The organism is Citrobacter sp. Igbk 16 (genome assembly GCF_028069755.1).
In the GTDB taxonomy this organism is placed as follows: domain Bacteria; phylum Pseudomonadota; class Gammaproteobacteria; order Enterobacterales; family Enterobacteriaceae; genus Citrobacter.
This window is the reverse complement of the sequence record NZ_JANEWJ010000014.1, coordinates 83,189-106,545: the sequence shown is the minus strand read 5'-3', so window position 1 is coordinate 106,545 and position 23,357 is coordinate 83,189. Positions and strand designations below refer to the sequence as shown.

The 23,357-nt window shown below is 52.2% G+C and carries 17 protein-coding genes; 9 read left to right on the top strand and 8 right to left on the bottom strand.

What is annotated here, in order from left to right; genetic code table 11:
* Positions 1-198 precede the first annotated feature (198 nt).
* The 5 genes from ppc to NNO03_RS11635 all read left to right on the top strand — a co-directional run bounded on the left by ppc (position 199) and on the right by NNO03_RS11635 (position 7,776).
* Positions 199-2,850 carry a phosphoenolpyruvate carboxylase gene (ppc, locus tag NNO03_RS11655; RefSeq protein ID WP_202037227.1) on the top strand — a complete coding sequence of 884 codons (2,652 nt, stop codon included), beginning with the start codon at positions 199-201 and terminating at the stop codon, positions 2,848-2,850.
* 209 nt (positions 2,851-3,059) lie between these two features.
* On the top strand, positions 3,060-4,793 hold the full coding sequence (locus NNO03_RS11650) for a phosphoethanolamine transferase CptA (RefSeq protein ID WP_271442189.1): 1,734 nt from the start codon (positions 3,060-3,062) through the stop codon (positions 4,791-4,793).
* Positions 4,794-4,878: 85 nt separating this feature from the next.
* Positions 4,879-5,730 (top strand): AraC family transcriptional regulator, encoded by an 852-nt coding sequence (locus tag NNO03_RS11645; RefSeq protein ID WP_271449584.1) that lies wholly within the window; start codon positions 4,879-4,881, stop codon positions 5,728-5,730.
* A 267-nt stretch (positions 5,731-5,997) separates the two neighbouring features.
* Positions 5,998-6,660: a fructose-6-phosphate aldolase gene (gene fsa / locus NNO03_RS11640; protein WP_271449583.1), complete on the top strand. Its 663-nt coding sequence runs from the start codon at positions 5,998-6,000 to the stop codon at positions 6,658-6,660.
* 12 nt (positions 6,661-6,672) lie between these two features.
* Complete coding sequence (locus tag NNO03_RS11635; protein ID WP_271449582.1) at positions 6,673-7,776, top strand: glycerol dehydrogenase; 1,104 nt, start codon at positions 6,673-6,675, stop codon at positions 7,774-7,776.
* An 84-nt stretch (positions 7,777-7,860) separates the two neighbouring features.
* On the opposite strand, the gene katG is transcribed toward NNO03_RS11635, so the two are convergent.
* The 3 genes from katG to NNO03_RS11620 form a co-directional block, all read right to left on the bottom strand.
* Positions 7,861-10,041 carry a catalase/peroxidase HPI gene (gene katG / locus NNO03_RS11630; RefSeq protein WP_271442186.1) on the bottom strand — a complete coding sequence of 727 codons (2,181 nt, stop codon included), beginning with the start codon at positions 10,039-10,041 and terminating at the stop codon, positions 7,861-7,863.
* 168 nt (positions 10,042-10,209) lie between these two features.
* Positions 10,210-11,097 (bottom strand): methylenetetrahydrofolate reductase, encoded by an 888-nt coding sequence (gene metF, locus NNO03_RS11625; RefSeq protein ID WP_271442185.1) that lies wholly within the window; start codon positions 11,095-11,097, stop codon positions 10,210-10,212.
* A gap of 158 nt (positions 11,098-11,255) precedes the next feature.
* Positions 11,256-12,164 (bottom strand): LysR family transcriptional regulator, encoded by a 909-nt coding sequence (locus NNO03_RS11620; protein ID WP_271449581.1) that lies wholly within the window; start codon positions 12,162-12,164, stop codon positions 11,256-11,258.
* Positions 12,165-12,253: 89 nt separating this feature from the next.
* On the opposite strand from NNO03_RS11620, the gene NNO03_RS11615 reads away from it, so the two are divergent.
* The gene (locus NNO03_RS11615) at positions 12,254-12,625 is read left to right on the top strand and encodes a carboxymuconolactone decarboxylase family protein (protein WP_271449580.1); all 372 of its coding nucleotides are present in this window, start codon (positions 12,254-12,256) and stop codon (positions 12,623-12,625) included.
* A gap of 81 nt (positions 12,626-12,706) precedes the next feature.
* On the opposite strand, the gene metL is transcribed toward NNO03_RS11615, so the two are convergent.
* Positions 12,707-15,139, bottom strand: a complete 2,433-nt coding sequence (gene metL, locus NNO03_RS11610) for a bifunctional aspartate kinase/homoserine dehydrogenase II (protein ID WP_271449579.1) — start codon at positions 15,137-15,139, stop codon at positions 12,707-12,709.
* Positions 15,140-15,141: 2 nt separating this feature from the next.
* Complete coding sequence (metB, locus tag NNO03_RS11605) at positions 15,142-16,302, bottom strand: cystathionine gamma-synthase (RefSeq protein WP_137381470.1); 1,161 nt, start codon at positions 16,300-16,302, stop codon at positions 15,142-15,144.
* A 265-nt stretch (positions 16,303-16,567) separates the two neighbouring features.
* Here metB and metJ point away from each other — a divergent pair, with 265 nt between their 5' ends.
* On the top strand, positions 16,568-16,885 hold the full coding sequence (gene metJ / locus NNO03_RS11600; RefSeq protein WP_048213988.1) for a met regulon transcriptional regulator MetJ: 318 nt from the start codon (positions 16,568-16,570) through the stop codon (positions 16,883-16,885).
* A gap of 58 nt (positions 16,886-16,943) precedes the next feature.
* Here metJ and NNO03_RS11595 read toward each other — a convergent pair whose 3' ends face one another.
* The 3 genes from NNO03_RS11595 to rpmE form a co-directional block, all read right to left on the bottom strand.
* Entirely contained in the window at positions 16,944-18,368 is a 1,425-nt protein-coding gene (locus NNO03_RS11595) for an MFS transporter (protein WP_271442179.1), read from the bottom strand.
* An 89-nt stretch (positions 18,369-18,457) separates the two neighbouring features.
* Positions 18,458-19,138 carry an oligogalacturonate-specific porin KdgM family protein gene (locus NNO03_RS11590; RefSeq protein ID WP_271442178.1) on the bottom strand — a complete coding sequence of 227 codons (681 nt, stop codon included), beginning with the start codon at positions 19,136-19,138 and terminating at the stop codon, positions 18,458-18,460.
* A gap of 340 nt (positions 19,139-19,478) precedes the next feature.
* Positions 19,479-19,691 carry a 50S ribosomal protein L31 gene (gene rpmE, locus NNO03_RS11585; RefSeq protein ID WP_094761941.1) on the bottom strand — a complete coding sequence of 71 codons (213 nt, stop codon included), beginning with the start codon at positions 19,689-19,691 and terminating at the stop codon, positions 19,479-19,481.
* Between the two features lie 257 nt (positions 19,692-19,948).
* On the opposite strand from rpmE, the gene priA reads away from it, so the two are divergent.
* A complete protein-coding gene (gene priA / locus NNO03_RS11580; RefSeq protein ID WP_271442753.1) occupies positions 19,949-22,147 on the top strand; it encodes a primosomal protein N' in 2,199 nt (732 codons plus the stop codon).
* A 156-nt stretch (positions 22,148-22,303) separates the two neighbouring features.
* On the top strand, positions 22,304-23,329 hold the full coding sequence (cytR, locus tag NNO03_RS11575; protein WP_137381466.1) for a DNA-binding transcriptional regulator CytR: 1,026 nt from the start codon (positions 22,304-22,306) through the stop codon (positions 23,327-23,329).
* Positions 23,330-23,357: the final 28 nt, after the last annotated feature.

The following is a 23,357-nucleotide window of genomic DNA, read 5'->3' as shown; positions in this document are numbered from 1 at the left end:
ATGTGAATTAACTTTAATAAATTGCCGCGATTTATTGGTTTGCTGAAGCGATTTCGCAGCAATTGACGTCACGAGTTTTACGTGGCTTTATAAAAGACGGCGAAAAAATTAAGTCCGAGAGATTTCGAGCGCAGCCAACAACGCTGTGGCGCGAAGGATACAGGACACATAAATTAAAGATGGGGTGTCTGGGTTAATATGAACGAACAATATTCCGCGTTGCGTAGTAATGTCAGTATGCTCGGCAAAGTGCTGGGAGAGACCATCAAGGATGCGCTGGGAGAGAACATTCTTGATCGCGTAGAAACAATCCGTAAGCTGTCCAAATCATCTCGCGCTGGCAATGAAGTTAATCGCCAGGAACTGCTCACCACACTGCAAAATCTGTCTAACGACGAGCTGCTGCCCGTTGCCCGCGCATTTAGCCAGTTCCTGAATCTGGCCAATACCGCCGAGCAGTACCACAGTATTTCGCCAAAAGGCGAAGCTGCCAGCAACCCGGAAGTGATTGCTCGTACTTTGCGTAAACTGAAAGACCAGCCCAACCTCGATGAAGCCACCATCAAGAACGCCGTGGAATCGCTGTCTCTGGAGCTGGTACTGACCGCACACCCAACCGAAATCACCCGCCGCACCTTGATTCATAAAATGGGTGAAGTAAACGCATGCCTCAAACAGCTTGATAACAAAGATATCGTTGATTACGAACGCAATCAGCTGATGCGTCGTCTGCGCCAGTTGATTGCTCAGTCCTGGCATACGGATGAAATCCGTAAGCTACGACCAAGCCCGGTTGATGAAGCCAAATGGGGCTTCGCAGTGGTTGAAAACAGCCTGTGGGAAGGCGTACCCAACTACCTGCGCGAGCTAAATGAACAGTTGGAAGAACATCTGGGTTATAAGCTACCTGTTGATTTTGTTCCAGTACGTTTTACCTCCTGGATGGGCGGCGACCGTGATGGTAACCCGAATGTCACCGCAGATATCACCCGCCATGTGCTGCTGCTTAGCCGCTGGAAAGCCACTGATCTGTTCCTGAAGGACATCCAGTTCCTGATTTCCGAGCTGTCGATGGTGGAAGCCACGCCGGAACTGATGGCGCTGGTCGGGGAAGAAGGTGCAGCAGAACCTTACCGCTATCTGATGAAAATGCTGCGTTCGCGTCTGATGGCAACTCAGGCCTGGCTGGAAGCGCGTCTGAAAGGCGAAAAACTGCCAAAACCTGCTGGCCTGCTAACCCAAAACGAACAGCTTTGGGAGCCGCTGTACGCGTGTTACCAGTCTCTGCAGGCCTGTGGTATGGGTATCATCGCCAATGGTGAGTTGCTCGACACCCTTAGGCGCGTGAAATGTTTCGGCGTACCGCTGGTACGCATTGATATTCGTCAGGAAAGCACTCGTCATACCGAGGCTCTGGGTGAATTGACCCGGTATCTGGGCATTGGTGACTACGAAAACTGGTCAGAAGCGGATAAACAAGCCTTCTTGATCCGTGAACTGAACTCCAAGCGCCCGCTTCTGCCACGTAATTGGGAACCCAGCAACGATACCCGTGAAGTGCTCGATACCTGCCGGGTGATTGCCGAAGCGCCTTATGGCTCCATTGCTGCCTATGTAATCTCAATGGCGAAAACACCGTCTGACGTACTGGCCGTGCATTTGCTGCTGAAGGAAGCCGGCATTGGTTTTGCTATGCCGGTCGCACCGCTGTTTGAGACGCTGGACGACCTGAACAACGCCGATGATGTTATGAGCCAGCTACTGAATATCGACTGGTATCGTGGCTTTATTCAGGGCAAACAGATGGTCATGATTGGCTATTCTGACTCTGCAAAAGACGCCGGCGTGATGGCCGCTTCCTGGGCACAATATCAGGCACAGGACGCGCTGATCAAAACCTGCGAAAAAGCCGGTATTGAACTGACGCTGTTCCACGGTCGCGGCGGCTCTATTGGTCGCGGCGGCGCGCCTGCCCATGCGGCACTGCTCTCTCAACCACCAGGTAGCCTTAAAGGCGGCCTGCGCGTGACGGAACAAGGCGAGATGATCCGCTTCAAATACGGCCTGCCGGAAGTCACCATCAGTAGCCTGTCGCTGTACACTGCCGCGATTCTGGAAGCTAACCTGTTACCGCCGCCGGAACCAAAAGATGGCTGGCGTCATATCATGGATGAGCTTTCAGATATCTCCTGCGATCTCTATCGCGGGTATGTTCGTGAAAACAAAGACTTTGTACCTTACTTCCGTTCCGCAACACCAGAGCAGGAACTGGGCAAGTTACCGCTCGGCTCACGTCCGGCAAAACGTCGCCCGACCGGTGGCGTAGAGTCTCTGCGTGCTATTCCGTGGATCTTCGCCTGGACGCAGAACCGCCTGATGCTTCCGGCCTGGCTGGGTGCGGGTACAGCACTGCAAAAAGTGGTTGAAGACGGTAAGCAAAGCGAGCTTGAAGCAATGTGCCGTGACTGGCCATTCTTCTCCACGCGTCTTGGCATGCTGGAGATGGTGTTCTCAAAAGCTGACCTGTGGCTGGCGGAGTACTACGATCAGCGCCTGGTCAAAAAAGAGCTTTGGCCATTGGGTGAAGAACTGCGTCAGCGTCTGGAAGCCGATATCAATGTGGTGTTGGCAATTGCCAATGACTCGCATTTGATGGCCGATCTACCGTGGATTGCCGAGTCTATTCAGTTAAGGAATATTTATACTGATCCACTGAACGTCTTACAGGCCGAATTATTATATCGTTCGCGCCTGGCAGAAGAGCAAGGTCATGCACCAGACCCACGCGTCGAACAGGCGCTAATGGTGACTATTGCTGGCGTTGCTGCCGGTATGCGTAACACCGGCTAATTTTTATGCCTGTCACCCTCGTGCTATTGCGCGAGGGTGATATAAAATACTGCTGTCATAACCACCTCATTTTTAATATATTCCTGTCTGCATTTTATACATCCAATGGATATTTGTTAGCAGAACGCGATTTTCGACTCGCATTGCTTCAGATCCTCTTAAGGTTTAGCCGCTAACGTTGGCGCTACGATTAAAGACAGGCTCACACTATGCAATCCTTACAACTCCAGTCTAAACCCAAATTTAGCTGGAAAGCCCTGGGTTGGGCACTCCTCTATTTTTGGTTCTTCTCTACCTTACTCCAGGCCATTATTTATTTTAGTGGCTATAGCGGAACTAACGGATTACGCGACTCAATACTGTTCAGCTCATTGTGGTTGATTCCGGTATTCTTATTCCCGAACCGTATTCGCATTATCGCTGCCGTTATTGGTGTGGCACTCTGGGCGGCTTCATTGGCCGCGCTGAGTTATTACGTTATTTACGGACAAGAATTCTCACAAAGCGTTCTGTTCGTTATGTTTGAAACCAACGCCAACGAAGCCCGCGAATATCTAAGCCAATATTTCAGTCTCAAGATTGTACTTATCGCACTGGCCTATACAGCAACCGCAATCCTGCTGTGGACGCGTTTACGCCCGGTCCATATTCCGTCGCCATGGCGTTATCTGGTGTCATTTGCGCTGTTGTACGGTTTAATTCTGCACCCAATGACCGTCAATACGTTTATCAAGCATAAGCCGTTTGAGAAAACGCTGGGCGGCCTTGCGTCGCGCATGGAGCCTGCCGCGCCATGGCAGTTCATCTCTGGTTATTATCAATACCGTCAACAATTGACCGCATTAAATAGCCTGCTGAATGAGAACAACGCATTACCACCACTGGCTAACTTTAAAGACAATTCTGGTGATGCGCCGCGTACGCTGGTGCTGGTGATTGGCGAGTCAACTCAACGTGGCCGCATGAGCCTGTACGGCTACCCACGTGAAACCACGCCGGAACTGGATGCGCTGCATAAATCCGATCCAAACTTCACCGTGTTCAATAATGTCGTGACCTCACGTCCTTACACGATTGAAATCCTGCAACAGGCGCTGACCTTCGCAAACGAGAAGAACCCGGATTTATATCTGACGCAGCCGTCGTTGATGAATATGATGAAACAGGCGGGTTATAAAACGTTCTGGATAACCAACCAGCAAACAATGACCGCCCGTAACACCATGCTGACCGTATTTTCCCGGCAGACAGACAAGCAGTTCTATATGAACCAGCAGCGTACCCAAAGTGCGCGTGAATACGACAGCAACGTGCTGGGACCGTTTAAAGAAGTCATGGCCGACCCGGCACCGAAAAAGTTCATCATCGTTCACTTGCTGGGTACGCACATTAAATACAAATTCCGCTACCCGGAAGGCCAGGGTAAGTTTGACGGTAATACCGAGAACGTACCAGCGGGTCTGAGCAGTGATGAACTGGAGTCATATAACGATTATGACAATGCCAACGTCTATAACGACCATATCATTGCCAGCCTGATCAAAGACTACAAAGCAACTGATCCGAACGGCTTCCTGCTCTACTTCTCTGACCATGGTGAAGAAGTGTATGACACGCCGCCACATAAAACGCAGGGCCGTAATGAAGATAGCCCAACGCGCCATATGTATACGGTACCGTTCCTGCTGTGGACGTCTGAAAAATGGCAGGCTGCGCACCCACGCGACTTCTCACAGGACGTTAATCGTAAGTACAGCAGCTCTGAACTTATCCATACCTGGTCAGATTTGGCAGGCTTTACGTACGATGGTTTCGATCCGACCCGTTCTATTACCAGCCCGGAGTTCAAAGAGACGACCCGCTGGATTGGTAATCCGTACAAGAAAAACGCCCTGATCGATTACGACTCCCTGCCTTACGGCGATCAAATCGGGAATCAGTAACGCTCTCTCAGGCCACTCTTTAAGAGTGGCCTTTTTTTATGATGACGGTTACTGTTTCCCTGTCCACGATCTGTCAGGGATTCACATGTATCACAACATCAGCCACCTACTTTCCCGCCTGATTAACGGCCCCTTACCGCTGCACCAGGTTTACTTCGCCAGCAGCAATGCCGCAACGCCAGAACTGGCGTATAAGGTAGATTTTCCACGACTGGAAATCGTGCTGGAGGGGCAACTTTCGGATACGGGTATCGGGAACATACTTCTTCCCGGAGACGTTCTGTACGTCCCGGCAGGAGGCTGGAATCTTCCGCAATGGCAAACGCCCGTCACTATGCTGACGATTCTGTTCGCTAAGCAGCAGTTAATCTTTAGCGTTATGCAATGGGATGGCCGCCAGTTCCAACATCTCGCCAATCAACATGTGGCACGCCGCGGGCCGCGTATCGGCTCCTTCCTGCTACAGGCACTCAATGAAATACAAATGCAGCCCCAGGAGCAGCAAACCGCGAAATTAATTATTGCCAGCCTGTTCAGCCATTGCCGTGACCTGCTCGGTAGCCAAATCCAGACAGCATCGCGTAGCCAGGCACTTTTCGACGCCATTCGCGACTACATTGACGAACGCTACGCCTCTCCGTTGACCCGCGAATCCGTCGCCCAGGCCTTTTACATCTCACCGAATTATCTTTCGCATCTGTTTCAGAAAACCGGAGCCATTGGTTTTAACGAATATCTTAACCACACCCGACTTGAACAAGCGAAAACGCTATTGAAGGGCTACGATCTGAAAATTAAAGAAGTTGCACACGCCTGCGGGTTCGTCGACAGCAACTACTTCTGTCGCCTGTTTCGCAAAAATACCGAACGCTCACCGTCTGAGTATCGTCGGCAATATCACAGCCAGTTAACGGAAAAAGAGACGTCCCCACATTAAGGTGAAGTCGCGACAAAACCCACAGAGGACAAAAAACATATTTACTGGATTTTTGTAATATTAAAAAGAAACTCGTATCCCCAGCCATCAGCATAAACTGACCAACCAAGAACATGTGAAGTATCTCCCACTTTCACCGACACATTACATTTGTCCAGCTTTTGACAGATTTGTCAGATAGCGCAGCATGCCGAAACACTCTTATCCTGAGCACAGCAAAGTATCCCGGTGACGGGCTGCTACCGAGAAATTAAGAGGGTGTTTTATATGGAACTGTACCTGGATACCGCTAACGTCGCGGAAGTTGAACGTCTGGCTCGCATCTTCCCCATCGCCGGGGTCACAACCAACCCCAGTATTGTCGCGGCCAGCAAAGAATCCATCTGGGATGTACTACCACGTCTGCAAAACGCCATCGGCGAAGAGGGCATTTTGTTTGCCCAAACCATGAGCCGGGATGCACAAGGCATGGTGGAAGAAGCCAGACGCCTGAGCAACGCCGTCCCCGGTCTGGTGGTGAAGATTCCCGTCACGGCTGAAGGCCTGGCTGCCATCAAAATGCTAAAAACAGAGGGGATCACCACGCTGGGCACCGCGGTATACAGTGCTTCTCAGGGTCTGCTGGCCGCACTGGCTGGGGCAAAATATATCGCACCATACGTTAACCGCATTGATGCTCAGGGTGGTGACGGTATCCGCACAGTGCAAGAGCTGCAAACACTGCTGGAGATGCATGTGCCAAACAGCATGGTGTTGGCAGCCAGTTTTAAGACACCGCGCCAGGCGCTGGATTGCTTACTGGCAGGATGTGCCGCAATCACCCTGCCATTAGACGTAGCGCAACAAATGCTCAATACCCCTGCGGTAGAGTCAGCAATAGAGAAGTTTGAGCAGGACTGGAACAACGCATTTGGTCACATCAACCTGTGAGGGAAATACAGTATGGATCGCATTATTCAATCACCTGGTAAGTACATCCAGGGCGCTGATGTTATTACCCGTCTTGGCAGCTATCTCAAACCACTGGCAGAGCGCTGGCTGGTCGTTGGGGACAAGTTTGTCTTAGGATTTGCCCAGGGCGCACTGGAAAAAAGCTTCCACGACGCCGGTCTGGCACTCGAGATCGTACCGTTTGGTGGTGAATGTTCACAAAACGAAATCGACCGCCTGCGTGGCGTGGCAGAAAAAGTGCAATGTGGTGCCGTGCTCGGTATCGGCGGAGGTAAAACGCTGGATACCGCCAAAGCGCTGGCGCACTTTATGGGTGTACCGGTTGCCATTGCGCCAACCATCGCCTCTACCGATGCGCCATGTAGTGCGCTGTCCGTCATTTACACCGATGCCGGTGAATTCGATCGCTATTTGCTGCTGCCAAACAACCCGGACAGGGTCATTGTTGATACCAAAATTGTCGCGGGTGCGCCTGCGCGGCTGCTGGCAGCAGGTATCGGCGATGCGCTGGCAACCTGGTTTGAAGCACGCGCCTGCTCACGCAGCGGCGCAACGACCATGGCGGGAGGTCAATGCACTCAGGCCGCGCTGGCACTGGCGGAGCTATGCTTCAATACGCTGATTGAAGAAGGCGAAAAAGCGATGCTGGCCGCCGAGCTACATGTGGTAACGCCTGCGCTGGAGCGCGTCATTGAAGCCAATACCTATCTGAGCGGCGTGGGTTTTGAAAGCGGTGGCCTGGCCGCTGCACACGCGATCCATAACGGTCTGACGGCAATCCCGGATGCACATCACTACTACCACGGTGAGAAGGTGGCTTTCGGTACATTGACGCAACTGGTGCTGGAAAACGCGCCGGTAGACGAAATCGAAACCGTGGCTGCACTGTGCCATTCCGTTGGTCTGCCTATTACGCTGGCACAACTGGACATCAAACAGGATGTTCCCGCGAAGATGCGCATTGTGGCAGAAGCGGCTTGTGCCGAAGGCGAGACTATCCATAACATGCCGGGCGGTGCCACACCAGATCAGGTTTACGCTGCGCTTCTGGTGGCCGATCAGTATGGCCAGCGGTATCTGCAAGAGTGGGAATAAGCACACCATAAAAAATCCCCGCAATGGCGGGGATTTTTCTGTCTGGCAGGCCGGATAAACGCAAAGCTTATCCGGCATTTTCGATCACAGCAGATCGAAACGGTCCAGGTTCATCACTTTCACCCATGCCGCGACAAAGTCCTTCACGAACTTCTCGTGGGCATCGCTGCAGGCATAAACTTCTGCCAGCGCACGCAGTACCGAGTTAGAGCCAAACACCAGGTCGGCGCGGGTTGCGGTGTATTTCACTTCACCGTTCAGACGGTCACGACCTTCAAAGACCTCTTTCGATTCGTCAGTCGCTTTCCATTCGTTACGCATATCCAGCAGGTTGACAAAGAAGTCATTGCTGAGCACGCCTGGACGATCGGTAAAGACGCCATGCTGACTACCATCGAAGTTGGCACCCAGGACGCGCATCCCGCCTACCAGCACGGTCATTTCCGGTGCCGTCAGGGTCAACTGCTGCGCTTTATCGATCAGTAATGACTCGGTGGTCGACACGTCAGGACGGGCACGATAGTTGCGGAAACCATCAGCAATAGGCTCCAGCAGCTCAAACATCTCGATATCGGTTTGGTCCTGACGCGCATCTACGCGGCCCGGAACAAAAGGTACAGTGATGTTAACACCCGCCGCGCTTGCCGCTTTCTCAACACCTACCACACCGGCCAGCACGATAATGTCAGCCAACGAGGCGGTATGAGCAGATTTATAAATACCTTCCAGCACAGGCAGAACACGTGCCGCAGTCGCATTCACATCCCAGCCGCGTTGTGGTGCCAGCGCCAGGCGAGCACCGTTAGCGCCACCACGTTTGTCACCGCCACGGAAAGTCGATGCGGAGGCCCACGCCACCGATACCAACTCACTGACAGAAAGTCCGGAAGCTGCAATGGTCGCCTTCAGGTTAAGAATGTCTTCTTCGCTTGGGTTGAAGAACGCATGCGGCAGTGGGTCCTGCCAAATCAGATCTTCTTGCGGTACTTCCGGTCCGATGTAGCGCGATTTCGGCCCCATATCACGGTGCGTCAGTTTAAACCACGCACGGGCAAAGGCTTCATTGAACGCCTGCGGATCGTTAAGGAAACGACGAGAGATCTTCTCGAACTCAGGATCAAAGCGCAAGGTCAGGTCGGTGACCAGCATTGTAGGCTTGCGTTTTTTCGACGGATCAAACGGATCGGGGATAATCTCCGGTGCGTCAACCGCTTCAAACTGAATAGCGCCTGCCGGGCTGCGCGTTTGCACCCACTCATATTTGAACAGGTTCTCGAAGAAATAGTTGCTCCACTGGGTCGGCGTCTGCGTCCAGACGACTTCCAGACCAGAGGTGATGGCATCTGCACCCGAGCCGCTGCCGTAGCTGCTGGCCCAGCCCAGTCCCTGCGCTTCAATTGGTGCTGATTCTGGATCAGGACCAACATGGGATGCTGGTGCTGCACCGTGGGTTTTGCCCAACGTATGACCACCACCAATCAGCGCGACAGTTTCTTCGTCGTTCATCCCCATATTACCGAAGGTCGCACGAATAGCCGCTGCCGCAGAAAGCGGCTCACCACTGTGATCAGGACCTTCCGGGTTAACATAGATAAGACCCATCTCGGTTGCGCCAAGCGGAGCTTTTGCCAGCTCTTCAGGATGACGGTGGGTCAGCCAGGCTTTCTCATCACCCCAGTTTACGTCCAGATCCGGTTCCCAGACATCTTCACGCCCTGCGCCAAAACCGAAGGTGCGGAAGCCTGAGTTTTCCAGCGCCACGTTACCCGCGAGGATAAACAGGTCGGCCCAGGAAATTTTCTGACCATATTTCTGCTTGATTGGCCACAGCAGACGACGCGCCTTATCAAGGCTAACGTTGTCCGGCCAGGAGTTCAGTGGTGCAAAACGCTGCTGTCCGCGACCCGCGCCACCGCGTCCATCGATGGAGCGATAAGTCCCTGCACCGTGCCATGCCATACGGATGAATAAACCGGCATAGGTACCCCAGTCGGCAGGCCACCACGGTTGAGATTCGGACAGAAGGGCTCTGAGATCCCCTTTCAGGGCAGAATAGTCGAGTTTGCTAAATTCTTTGCGGTAGTTGAAGTCCTCGCCCAGTGGGTTCGAACGGTTGGAATGTTGGTTCAGCAAATCTACACGGAGTTGATTAGGCCACCAGTCGCGGTTGTTCGTTCCTGCTCCCGCGCTCTGATCGTGACCGCCCTGATGAAAAGGACACTTACCGGCAGTTGATGCGTTATGGCTATCGTCGGACATGCTCATCTATATGCTCCCTTTACAGTGTTCTGACTACGATATACACCACCAGAGATAAGATATAGTCGAAATAACCCACAGATTCGATAGCTAATTCCTTTTATATTTTAAGTTACAGAGATGTAGATCAAAATGATCAATAAAAAGCCCTCCGTAGAGGGCTGGGGCATCTGTTTAATTCGGTCTTACACCCAGTGTGTGACAAATAGCGTAGCTCATCTCAGCGCGGTTGAGCGTATAGAAGTGAAAATCTTTCACCCCTTCGCGACTGAGGATCTTCACCATGTCCATGGCGATATTCGCCCCTACCAGCTTGCGGGTTTCGGCATCATCATCCAGACCATCAAACATTGTCGACATCCAGGAAGGGATACGAACATTGGTCATATCGGCGAATTTCTTCGCCTGCTTAAAGTTAGAGACCGGCAGGATACCCGGAATAATTTCCACATCGATGCCTGCTGATACGCAACGGTCGCGAAAACGCAGGTAGCTTTCCACATCAAAGAAGAACTGGGTGATCGCCCGATTTGCGCCGGCATCAACCTTACGTTTCAGGTTAAGCAGGTCTGCCTGGGCACTCTTCGCTTCCGGATGAACTTCCGGATAAGCGGCAACAGAGATATCAAAATCTGCGACGTCTTTCAGCAGGCTCACCAGATCGGCAGCATACATATCTGGTTTCCCTCCACCCGGAGGCAGGTCGCCGCGCAGGGCAACAATATGACGAATACCGTTATTCCAGTAATCCTGAGCAATGGTGCGCAGTTCATCGCGAGTGGCATCAATACAGGTCAGGTGCGGAGCCGCTTCGAGGCCCGTGCGATCCTTAATCCCTTTAATAATGCTGTGCGTACGGTCGCGCTCACCCGAATTTGCCCCGTAAGTCACGGAAACAAACTTCGGCTTCAGGCTGCTCAGGCGATCGATGGAGTTCCACAGGGTTTGCTCCATTTCACTGGTGCGCGGCGGGAAAAACTCAAACGAAACGTTAATCTGACCCTGCACTTCCGCCAGGCTCTGATTCAGGGCTTCCCGCTGGTTGGCGTGAAAAAAGCTCATACCTTACCTCATCAATCTTTTGTCGTTATATGTTGTGTTGTGAACTGCTATACGTTTAGACGTCTAGATGTAAAAATGACGGAAAAGCACGCTGGCGTCAACACAAAAATCATCGATTAAAGGTGAGGAATACTCAGCCAACGTGAAAAAAATTCACATCAGCCTGAAATGATGAGGGATTGCATCATGAGTTCTTGCACCCACTGCAACCGGCTCTCATTCTCAGGCAACATCACTAACCCGGCACGGATACACAGCTCAGCATTGCTCAGTGGATGGAATACCACGCCCTGGCGCTGGATAGCGGCAAATGAAGCCGGGAGCAAACTTAAACCATCGCCCTGGGCAATCCGTGCAAGCAGCACATCATGCTCCAGGGGTTCTTCAAGACAGGAAGGAGAGTAACCAGCACGATGGAAAATCTGCCGGGTATAGTCAAAGAAAGCCGGGTTACGTTCCCGCTGGAACCAGAACAGCGGTCGGTGGTTGAGTGCCGATAAGGAAAGAGAGGCCGTACAAGCCTCTGACCAAAAGGAGGGTAATGCAGCAATTATCGGCTCTTGCCAGGCTAAAGGGGTGACGGTAAGCCCAGGTGCCTCAATAGGCAAAGCCACCAGCGCCGCATCCAGTTTGCCTCGCCTTACCTGACGAACAAGTTCAGGTGAGCCGTGACGCATGACACGCAGCATTTTTACACGAGCATTTAGCGTTGATTCAAGCGCCACAAAAACACCCTGTTCAAACGCCGTGCTTAATCCTAAACGCAGAGGTTGCACCTCCCTCTGCGCTAGCTGGCTCAATGCAAGATAGGTCTTGTCCTGTAGCGCCAGCAGTGGACGCACCATTTCTAATACGTGCTGACCCTCCTCCGTCAACGTCAGCCCACGGGTATGGCGGACAAAAAGCGTCACCCCCAGGCGTTCTTCAAGCTGGCGAATATGACGGCTTAGCGGCGGCTGCGACATAAAAAGACGTTGCGCCGCACGGCTCATGTTGTTCTCTTCGGCCACCACGGTGAAGTAGCGCAGCAGACGGATATCCAGAGAGTGCAGGGGCGATATTGTCATACCAAAAAAGTATCACGGAAACGGTATTATCCCAATCATTCTGCCCGCTCTATCCTCATGGCATACACCGCACTCACGAGGAAGAGATAATGAATTCAGAACGCTTTATTACCGGTCAGTTGATGCTGCAAAAAGTAGATGGTAAAGGGGGCGATGCGGTCGTCGAAAGTCTGCAAGATATTGCGCCAGACTTCGCCCGCTACCTGATTGAATTTCCTTTTGGCGACATCTATTCAAGACCGGGATTGGATTTACGCAGTAGAGAGATTGCTACCGTCGCGGCGTTAACGGCGCTGGGCAATGCCGCCCCGCAATTGAAGGTGCATATTGGCGCGGCATTACACGTGGGCTTAACGCAGGATGAGATCGTGGAAGTGATTATGCAGATGGCCGTATATGCTGGCTTCCCCGCGGCACTCAACGGCTTGTTCGCCGCGAAAGAGGTGTTTGCCTCTCAATAACACTGCCGGATGCGACGCTAACGCATCTTATCCGGCCTACGTTACGCACGAACCGTAGGCCGGAACATCCGCCAACAAAAACTACAGCAGCTGCGCCAGACGATTAATATCCGACTGAATCGCACCGGCGGTCACATCACGACCTGCGCCCGGCCCGCGGATCACCAGCGGGTTATCGCGATACCAGCGGCTTTCAATGGCGAACACATTATCGCACGGCAACAGCGCTGCCAGCGGGTGTTCAGCACGGACCGCTTCAACACCCACACGCGCTTTACCATTGGCGTCAAAACGCGCCACGTAGCGCAACACCAGCCCCATTTCACGTGCAGCTTCCAGACGTTGCACCATCTGTTCGTTCAACTCATCGCCATTTTCAAAGAAATGGTCAATGGAGCCTTCTTCACAGTGCGCAGGCACCAGCGACTCAACGCGAACCTGGTCCGGCTCAATATCGTAACCTGCTTCACGCGCCAGGATCACCAGCTTACGCATCACATCTTTGCCAGAAAGATCGACGCGCGGGTCCGGTTCAGTTAACCCTTGCTGCCAGGCCTGATCCACCAGATCGGTGAACGGGACCGTGCCATCAAATTGCAGAAACAGCCAGGATAACGTGCCGGAGAAGATCCCGCTGATCGACAAAATCGTATCACCGCTATCAATCAGATCGCGCACAGTATGGTTGATCGGCAAACCTGCGCCCACGGTGGCGTTATACAGCCAGTGACGGCCGGTTTTTTCGAACGCATCATGAATTTGGCGATACTTATCACTGGTACTCGCCCCCGCCAGTTTATTGGCGCTAATGACATGGAAACCATGGCTGGCGAAGTCCAGATACTGATCGGCCAATTGTTCACTGGCCGTCACATCCAGCACCACTAAATCATCATACGGGTGGGCGCGCATCCACAGGAATAGCGCCTCTTCATCCTGCTCTACCGCTTCGTCGTCGAAGAAGGCCAGAGCACGGCTGGCATCCAGTCCTTCATAGTTCAGCAGGCTACGGCGGCTATCCACCACGCCTGCCAGCACGAATTCAAACCCGGTACGTGCGGAAAGCGTTGTTTGTTCGCGGGCGAACAGTTCCAGCCAGCGTGAACCAATATTCCCTTTACCGAACAGCACCAGACCGATACGTTTTTCTGCACGGAAAATAGACTGATGCAGGCCCTGAATCAGGCTTTCGGTCGGGCCGGTACGCAGTACCGCAACCAGACTGATCCCCTCTTCCGACTGCCAGGTAAACTCGACTGGCTGGCCTTTTAACTGCTGCCAGAAACGGTGGCAATGCAGTGGATTGCGCGTTACGCCAGCCCCAACCATCGCCACCAGCGCCAGCCCCTGGCGCAGACGCAGCTCGCCCGGCAAACCGGCTTCATCAAGAATATTCAGTGCGCCATCAGCCACTTCGGAGGTATAGCAAAATTGCAGCAGCTGACGGTCCGGATGCACGCCAACCGCCAGCGGACGCACCTGCGTGCGTTTTAAAATCTGGTCGATATCTTTGTAAGCCAGCTTAAAGTCCTGGCCGGTGGGAACCTGAAACTCAATCAGACAGACGTCGTCATGGCTGGTCACAATGCGCGCCCCGGTACCAGAAGCCAGTACACGCTCAATCCGCGTTGACCCCTGATCCGGCGTGTAACTGCAGCGCAGCTGGAGGTCGATATCGCTACCCGAAACCGGCTGTAAGGTGCGGGCATGCAAAACCGGAGCCGCAAGACGCGCCAGCTCGCTGGCTTCATCAAGACGCAGCAGCGGCAGCAGGCAGGCATCTTTGACTTTACGCGGGTCCGCACTATAAACCCCAGCGACATCGCTCCAGATAGTCACGCGGGAAACGCCTGCCAACGCACCCACCTGCGTAGCTGAATAGTCAGAGCCGTTACGCCCCAGCAGCACCGTTTCACCCGCATTGCTACGGCTGATAAACCCAGTAACCACCAGGCGCTTGCCAGGATGTTGAGCCAGCAGTTGTTGCAGCAACGGATAAGACAGACCTTCATCCACCTGCGGCTGGGCACCGCGTTCAGCACGTAAAAACTCACGCGCATCCAGCCAGGTCGATTCCAGTCCCTGCTGGTTAAGGACAGCAGACATCAAACGCGCCGACCACACTTCACCATGCCCCACCACTTCGGCATAGACGGCTTCATTCACACCACTGTCGAGCAATGCCGCCAGACGCTCCAGGTCGTGAATAAACGCACCGATTAGCCCATCAGCCACGTCTGGTGGTAACAGGCCACTAATCAGCTCACTTTGATAACGGCGTAACGCCTGCTGAACCTGATGCGCAGAAAGACGATCGGTCTGGCTTAACTTAAGCCAGCTAATCAACTGGTTAGTGGTACTGCCCGCGGCGGAAACAACCATCATGTCGTCAGGCTGCGAGTACTCCGCCATAATACCTGCGACACGCAAATAACATTTCACGTCTGCCAGACTACTACCACCAAATTTGTGCAGTTGACGACCCTTCGCCCCTGCCTGCGCAATCACACTCATGTTTACCCCTTGTTTGCAGCCCGGAAGCCATTTTCCAGGTCGGCAATTAAATCTTCGCCATCTTCAATACCGGTGGAGATACGCAGTAGCGTTTCAGAAATTCCGGCAGCAGCACGCGCTTCTGGCGCCATACCCGCGTGTGTCATGGTCGCGGCGTGGGAGATCAGACTTTCAACGCCCCCTAATGATTCCGCCAACGTAAACAATGACAACCCGCTCAGGAAGCGACGCAATGTTTGCTCGTCGCCATCCAGTTCAAAACTCAACATCGCGCCAAACCCTTTTTGTTGACGCGCGGCAATCTCATGCCCCTGATTATCCGGCAGTGACGGATGATACAGTTTCTTCACCAACGGCTGGGTTTGCAGGTAGTCCACAATAGCCTGAGCGTTACGTTGTGCCACTTCCATACGCGGCGACAGAGTACGCAGGCCACGCAACAGCAGATAGCTATCAAATGCGCCGCCGGTTACACCAATATTATTCGCCCACCATGCCAGCTCAGTGACTGTCTCCGGATCTTTCGCTATCACCACGCCAGCCACCACATCCGAGTGACCGTTTAAATATTTCGTGCATGAATGCAACACCAGATCGGCGCCCAATGCCAGTGGATTTTGCAGTGCAGGGCTTAAAAAAGTGTTGTCGACAACGCTCACCGCACCCGCCTCACGCGCCAGTTGGCAGATTTTTGCAATATCCACCACACGCAGCAACGGATTGCTTGGACTTTCGATCAGTACCAGCTTTGGTTTTTCCGCCAACGCCGCTTTCAGCGCCTGCTCATCACCCTGATCGACAAACAGCACGCGATAGCAGCCACGTTTTGCCAGACTGTCAAACAGGCGATAGCTACCACCGTAACAGTCGTGCGGTGCGACCAGCAGATCGCCAGGCTTCAGGAACACCGTCGTCACCAGATGAATCGCCGACATGCCGGTATTGGTCAGCACTGCACCAGCGCCACCTTCCAGCTCCGCCAGCGCACGCTGAACCACATCACGCGTCGGGTTGCCACGGCGTGAATAGTCATGAGCGCGCGGCTCATTAAAACCGGTGAAATTATAGGTACTGGAGAGGTGAATCGGTGGGACAACGCAACCGTACTGCTCGTCGTCATTTAATCCGCTACGCACTGCAATGGTGGCCTGTTTACGCGTCATATTGAGGAGATCCTGGCTGAGTCGGTGAAAAGTCAGACACCAGAGTAATCATTGTTACAATAGCCGTCAATACATCTGGACATCTAAACTTCTTTGCGTATAGATTGAGCAAACAGGAAATAGCCGTTAAAATTATATGCATTAGCGTACATTTGCGTCGGCTAACTTCGTGTCAGGGCCGCGCCACTACGATAAACTACGCGCAATTATGGTCCGGGCTCAGGTTCTGGCCTCAATATTAATGACGAAGAGGATTAAGTATCTCATGGCTGAATGGAGCGGCGAATATATCAGCCCATACGCTGAGCACGGTAAGAAGAGTGAGCAAGTCAAAAAAATTACGGTTTCCATTCCTCTGAAGGTGTTAAAAATCCTTACCGATGAACGCACGCGTCGTCAGGTGAATAACCTGCGCCACGCCACCAACAGCGAGTTGCTGTGTGAAGCGTTTCTGCACGCCTTTACCGGGCAACCGTTGCCAAACGACGAGGATCTGCGTAAAGAGCGCAGTGATGAAATCCCGGAAGAAGCGAAGATCATCATGCGTGAACTGGGGATCGACCCGGAAACGTGGGAGTACTGATCGGCTGACGGTTAGAAAAATGAGAAAAGGCGGGATAACCCCGCCGTTTCTCACAACATTATTTTCTAATACCATTGATTTTATTCAATGTTTCTTCCATTTTGAGCGTTTCTTTGCGGTTCAATGGATAGAGATAAATCAGTATGACTGCCGCCAAAAACAGACATAAGGCCGGCAAGAGATTTGCCATCGTATAAATATTTTCCTGCACGATGCTGGTTTGCACAGCGCCGCCCGTTGACGAAGATTGATAACCAATGATGGCCAGCATAAAGCCACCAATCGCCCCTGCGCACGCCTGACCCACCTTGCGGGCAAAGAAGTTCACGCCGTAAACCGTACCATCCTCACGATCGCCGGTGACATACTGATGATAATCACAAACATCGGTCATAAACGCCCAAATCATCAGGTTGAATAACCCTGCCCCCAGCGTCGCCAGGAACAGGAAAACCAAATAGACTTTCGCGTCCGTAATATGGATGAAGTACATAATCAGATACATCGCCACCGCAAAGAGCAATGCGCCGACGCTGGCCTCTTTTTTACCAAACCGCTTCGTCAGCCAGGATGCCGAGGGAGCCAGCAAAACCAGAGAGCCGAAGGTAAACAGCAACGCCACGGACATGGCCTCTTTGTTGTGGAAGTAGTCATTAAACAGGTAAGTCATGTTGGTACCTGACAACCCCTGGTTAATCACAATCAGCAGATCCACCACAACTAAAACGATCAGTGCTTTATTGCGTAACAATCCCTTCAGCAGCACCGATACGGGCATGCTCTCTTTTCTCTCCACGCGCACACGTTCTGTTGTTAACTGACAGGTCAACGTTAAAAAGATAAAGCCCAGTACGGCACAACCAATAGCAATCCAGAAGAAGTGTTGCCCGGAAATCACCTGGCTTCCGTCCACCAGGGTGGTGTACATCAGAATCGGGATAAAAAAGCCGGTTGCGCCGCCGCCGATGGCGGAACCCACGCTTCGCCAGGTTGACAGTGACACTCGGTCTTCCGGATTCGAGCTAATCGCCGCAGACATGGCGCCATACGGAATGCTGACTGTCGATAACAGTGAACCGTAAACAAAATAGGAGCAGCAGATATAGATAATTTTCGCCGTATAAGAAAAATCATTCACAAACGGCAGAAACAGGACCACCGCAACGATACAGAATGGATACTTCATGCGACGCACCCAGGGGTTGAAACGTCCATGTGCCGTCAGTTTAGACGTATCGCATAAGCGACCTACGCCAACATCGACAAACGCATCAAAGAGTTTGGTCACAAAATAGAGCGAGCCGACAATGACACCAGAAATGCCGAGGACGTTCGTGTAATAAATCATTAAAAAACTATTTACCAGACCAAGAATAAAACAGGTTCCCAGGTCACCACACAAATAACCAATCTTATCTCTGAATCCGAAAGGTCTGACGACAATACTTTGATTGCTTCCACTCACCGTTCCATCATTAGACATGATGTCAACTCCTTAGACATATTATTCACGCAAACTATGCGTATATCCTGGTGCTCAACGTAATAAACCAATACGCAGAGTATTAACAATCAAAAGTTATAACCGAGACCGACACGATAGCGTGTCTGACGATCGTCAGTCGTGGTGGTGTCATAACCCGAGGAGACATTACCAATCTCAATAAATGGAACCCAGGAATCTATTTTATAAGCAACACGGAAGTTATATTCATAATCGTCTTTTCTGTTGTTGTATAAATCTTCGCTGTCAGCAATTTTATAAATGCCGTTTAGCTCAAACATCCAGTTATTGACGTTATAGCCAAGCCACGCTTCCGGACGGTAAACCATACGGTCATCTTTACCATCGGCGTTTCTGCGCATATACTCCTGACGATAGCGGAATGCCGTCCACCAGCTGTCATTGATATTATATTGCACACGAATATAAGGCTTATAGATCGTGATGTTATCGCCCGTTTCAACCGCAATACCCGGCTGCCAGATAAGGTCCTGCCAGGTAAACTGGTAACTTGCCGTATACTCGTTACCGTTACTTTCCATATTATTCCAAGCATCATTCGATTGCGTATCTTCAGAACGTGAAATGGCCTCTACCGCCACACCAAAACCTGTAGCAAAACGATGCGACATATAAACACGATCGTAATTTCGCCCGTCATCATAATATTCATGACGATAATCGACATAACCCGCCTGCGCGGCCGCAGATAGTAATGGAATAAGTAACAAGGTAGATTTAAATTTCATGACAATCCCTTTTCACACTAAATAAATAAAATTCACCATCACATTCCTGAATGTGAACAGGAAAGTAATAGAGACGTAAGGATAATTTTATATTTCTGCGAAAGTGTATTTTAGAAAGAGGGGATAAACCTTTGAAATTTTGCCAGGAATTGTCATGAGTGGCAAAGAACGGAAGATAAAAATGACGAAGATCACCAGTAGGAATATTTTATCATAAAAAATAAAAACACTGTTTCATTTATTAAATATGAAATATTATTCAATACATCAATATAAATTTTATTATCAAGTACAGATACAAAAAAAGCGCCATAAGGCGCTTTTTTCTGACAGCAGGAACTTATTTGCTGCCCGGGATGTTGAAACGCTTGTTGAAGCGATCAACACGGCCACCGGTAGCAACATCACGCTGCTTGCCAGTATAGAACGGGTGGCACTGACCGCACACGTCCAGGTTCAGATCGTGACCGACGGTAGAGCGGATTTTCATGACGTTACCGCAAGAGCAGTTTGCAGTAATTTCTTCGTATTTCGGGTGAATATCTTTTTTCATGGGAAAACCTCGGTTTAAGGCCGCGTCGCTCTTCCAGCCCTAACGCCAGACACCACGCGATGTTAATTATTCCCCGTCACCTTTCACACTGCATCAACAGCCTGAAATTCTCGGGTAATGGTCATTATTTGACGCAATCAATTTGCATCAAAGGCGGCGAATCATACAGAAATTAACCTGCTCATGCAAACTGATCCGCATTCTACCCTTCACTAATGTGTATACTAACCCGCCAGATTTCAAGTCAGGATGATTCAATGCCCGTTGCGCATGTTGCCTTACCCGTTCCGCTACCTCGTACCTTTGACTATCTCCTGCCGGAAGGTATGAGCGCCAAAGCCGGGTGTCGCGTACGCGTGCCCTTTGGCAAGCAACAGGAGCGCGTCGGTATAGTCCTGTCAGTCAGCGAGCAAAGTGAGTTACCGCTCAACGAATTGAAAGCCGTTCGCGAGGTACTGGACAGCGAACCGGTCTATTCGACCTCCGTCTGGCGTTTACTGCTGTGGGCTGCTGATTACTACCATCATCCCATTGGCGATGTGCTGTTCCATGCCCTGCCGATCCTGTTGCGCCAGGGCAGACCCGCCGCCAACACGCCCATGTGGTACTGGTTCGCCACCGAAGAAGGCCAGGTCATTGACCTCAACAGTCTGAAGCGCTCTCCAAAGCAGCAACAGGCGCTGGCTGCGCTTCGGCAGGGAAAAATCTGGCGCGACCAGGTGGCCGAACTTGAATTTAACGATGCTGCATTGCAGGCGCTACGTAAAAAAGGCCTGTGCTCCCTGGCGAGCGAAACGCCTGGTTTCAGCGACTGGCGTACCCACTACGCCGTCTCTGGTGAACGACTGCGCCTGAACACGGAACAGGCTACCGCCGTTGGGGCCATTCATAGCGCGTCGGACAGTTTTAGCGCCTGGTTGCTCGCAGGTGTGACGGGTTCCGGTAAAACAGAAGTCTATTTAAGCGTGTTGGAAAATGTTCTCGCCCAGGGCAAACAGGCACTGGTAATGGTGCCGGAGATTGGCCTGACGCCACAAACCATTGCCCGCTTTCGCGAACGCTTCAATGCCCCGGTCGAAGTCCTGCACTCGGGTTTAAATGACAGCGAACGTCTTTCGGCATGGCTGAAAGCAAAAAATGGCGAAGCGGCAATAGTCATCGGCACGCGCTCATCGCTGTTTACGCCGTTTAAAAATCTTGGCGTCATTGTCATCGACGAAGAGCATGACAGCTCTTACAAGCAACAGGAAGGCTGGCGGTACCATGCCCGCGATCTGGCGGTTTACCGCGCCCACAGCGAGCAGATCCCGATTATTCTCGGTTCAGCCACCCCCGCGCTGGAAACGTTGTGCAACGTGCGGCAGAACAAATACCGCATGCTGCGCCTGACGCGCCGAGCCGGAAACGCACGCCCTGCCACTCAGCACGTGCTGGATTTAAAGGGTCAGCAGGTGCAGGCCGGACTGGCTCCGGCGCTGATCACCCGCATGCGCCAGCATCTGCAAGCAGATAATCAGGTAATTTTGTTTCTTAATCGTCGGGGTTTTGCGCCTGCGCTACTGTGTCACGACTGTGGCTGGATTGCCGAATGCCCACGCTGCGATCACTACTACACGCTGCATCAGGCGCAGCATCACCTGCGCTGCCACCACTGCGATAGCCAGCGCCCGATACCGCGCCAGTGCCCCTCCTGCGGCTCTACGCACATGGTGCCGGTAGGACTCGGCACCGAGCAACTGGAACAAGCTCTGGCACCCTTTTTCCCCGGCGTGCCAATTTCGCGTATCGATCGCGACACCACCAGCCGTAAGGGATCGCTGGAGCAGCACCTGGCAGAAGTCCATCGCGGCGGCGCTCGCATTCTGATCGGTACACAAATGCTGGCGAAAGGACACCATTTTCCGGATGTCACGCTGGTTGCACTGCTGGATGTTGACGGGGCGCTGTTCTCTGCCGATTTCCGTTCGGCTGAACGTTTCGCCCAACTTTATACCCAGGTTTCTGGACGAGCTGGGCGCGCCGGGAAACAAGGCGAAGTGGTGCTGCAAACGCACCATCCTGAACATCCGCTACTGCAAACCTTGCTGTATAAAGGTTATGACGCATTTGCCGAACAGGCGCTGGCCGAACGGCAAACGTTACAGTTACCGCCGTGGACCAGCCACGTGATCGTGCGGGCAGAAGATCATAACAATCAGCATGCGCCGATGTTCTTACAACAGCTGCGAAACCTGATTCAGGCCAGCCCATTAGCTGATGACAAACTCTGGGTACTCGGCCCGGTTCCGGCGCTGGCCCCCAAACGTGGCGGTCGCTATCGCTGGCAAATTTTGTTGCAACATCCGTCACGCATTCGCCTACAGCATATCGTCAGCGGAACGCTGGCGTTGATAAATACGCTACCCGATGCACGTAAGGTGAAATGGGTGTTGGATGTCGATCCCATCGAGGGATAACCCCTCATGATGCGAGGCGGATCGTAAAATTAAAGATCCATCACACTTTTTATGAAAATTCTGTAACCGCTTCCATTAACTATCTGATAAAAATGTTTCAGATGAAGGTTATCCAGGGACAGGTCTGTGCCAGCTGCACCCTGGCGAGGAGAAAGAGTGAAACCGAATAAGCAGGTTGCCGCCGCTACGATGAAAGATGTTGCTCTGAAGGCGAAAGTCTCAACGGCAACCGTATCCCGCGCATTAATGAACCCAGACAAAGTCTCTCAGTCCACCCGTAATCGGGTCGAACAGGCCGCCCTGGAAGTGGGATATTTACCCCAGTCGATGGGACGGAACGTTAAACGAAATGAATCACGTACCATTCTGGTGATTGTGCCGGATATCTGCGATCCCTTTTTTAGCGAAGTGATTCGTGGCATAGAAGTCACTGCCGCAGAACAAGGTTACCTGGTACTTATCGGCGATTGCGCGCACCAGAATCAGCAGGAAAAGACCTTTCTTAACCTCATTATTACCAAGCAGATAGATGGCATGGTCCTGCTCAGCTCACGACTGCCATTTGACGCCAGCGTGGAAGAACAGCGCAATTTACCGCCAATGGTCATGTCCAACGAATTTGCGCCAGAGCTGGAACTGCCTACCGTTCACATTGATAACCTCACTGCTGCTTTTAACGCGATGAATTACCTGCTGGAGCTGGGGCATAAGCGCATTGGTTGTATTGCCGGGCCAGAGGATATGCCGCTGTGCCACTACCGTCTGCAAGGCTATGTTCAGGCACTACGCCGCAGTGGAATTACCGTCGATCCACACTTCATCGCGCGCGGTGATTTCACCTATGAAGCGGGCGCTAACGCGTTAAAACAGCTGCTTGAGCTACCGCAACCTCCAACCGCGGTCTTTTGTCACAGCGATGTGATGGCGCTTGGCGCGCTCTCTTACGCCAAACGTCAGGGCTTAAAAGTACCGGATGATTTATCTATCATTGGCTTCGATAATATTTCACTGACGGAATTTTGTGATCCACCCCTGACAACCGTCGCACAGCCGCGTTTCGATATCGGACGCGAAGCTATGCTGTTACTGCTCGATCAGCTTCAAGGACAGAACGTCAGCAGTGGTTCACGTTTACTGGACTGTGAGCTCATAATTCGGGGCACTACCCGGGCACTGACGTAAAGTAAAGTGCTTTCGGACTCCCCTGTCT

Bases quoted from the DNA above. Each gene is read 5' to 3' on its own strand.
- ppc (WP_202037227.1), top strand. From the start codon at position 199: ATGAACGAACAATATTCCGCGTTGCGTAGTAATGTCAGTATGCTCGGC.
- NNO03_RS11650 (WP_271442189.1), top strand. From the start codon at position 3,060: ATGCAATCCTTACAACTCCAGTCTAAACCCAAATTTAGCTGGAAAGCC.
- NNO03_RS11645 (WP_271449584.1), top strand. From the start codon at position 4,879: ATGTATCACAACATCAGCCACCTACTTTCCCGCCTGATTAACGGCCCC.
- fsa (WP_271449583.1), top strand. From the start codon at position 5,998: ATGGAACTGTACCTGGATACCGCTAACGTCGCGGAAGTTGAACGTCTG.
- NNO03_RS11635 (WP_271449582.1), top strand. From the start codon at position 6,673: ATGGATCGCATTATTCAATCACCTGGTAAGTACATCCAGGGCGCTGAT.
- katG (WP_271442186.1), bottom strand. From the start codon at position 10,041: ATGAGCATGTCCGACGATAGCCATAACGCATCAACTGCCGGTAAGTGT.
- metF (WP_271442185.1), bottom strand. From the start codon at position 11,097: ATGAGCTTTTTTCACGCCAACCAGCGGGAAGCCCTGAATCAGAGCCTG.
- NNO03_RS11620 (WP_271449581.1), bottom strand. From the start codon at position 12,164: ATGACAATATCGCCCCTGCACTCTCTGGATATCCGTCTGCTGCGCTAC.
- NNO03_RS11615 (WP_271449580.1), top strand. From the start codon at position 12,254: ATGAATTCAGAACGCTTTATTACCGGTCAGTTGATGCTGCAAAAAGTA.
- metL (WP_271449579.1), bottom strand. From the start codon at position 15,139: ATGAGTGTGATTGCGCAGGCAGGGGCGAAGGGTCGTCAACTGCACAAA.
- metB (WP_137381470.1), bottom strand. From the start codon at position 16,302: ATGACGCGTAAACAGGCCACCATTGCAGTGCGTAGCGGATTAAATGAC.
- metJ (WP_048213988.1), top strand. From the start codon at position 16,568: ATGGCTGAATGGAGCGGCGAATATATCAGCCCATACGCTGAGCACGGT.
- NNO03_RS11595 (WP_271442179.1), bottom strand. From the start codon at position 18,368: ATGTCTAATGATGGAACGGTGAGTGGAAGCAATCAAAGTATTGTCGTC.
- NNO03_RS11590 (WP_271442178.1), bottom strand. From the start codon at position 19,138: ATGAAATTTAAATCTACCTTGTTACTTATTCCATTACTATCTGCGGCC.
- rpmE (WP_094761941.1), bottom strand. From the start codon at position 19,691: ATGAAAAAAGATATTCACCCGAAATACGAAGAAATTACTGCAAACTGC.
- priA (WP_271442753.1), top strand. From the start codon at position 19,949: ATGCCCGTTGCGCATGTTGCCTTACCCGTTCCGCTACCTCGTACCTTT.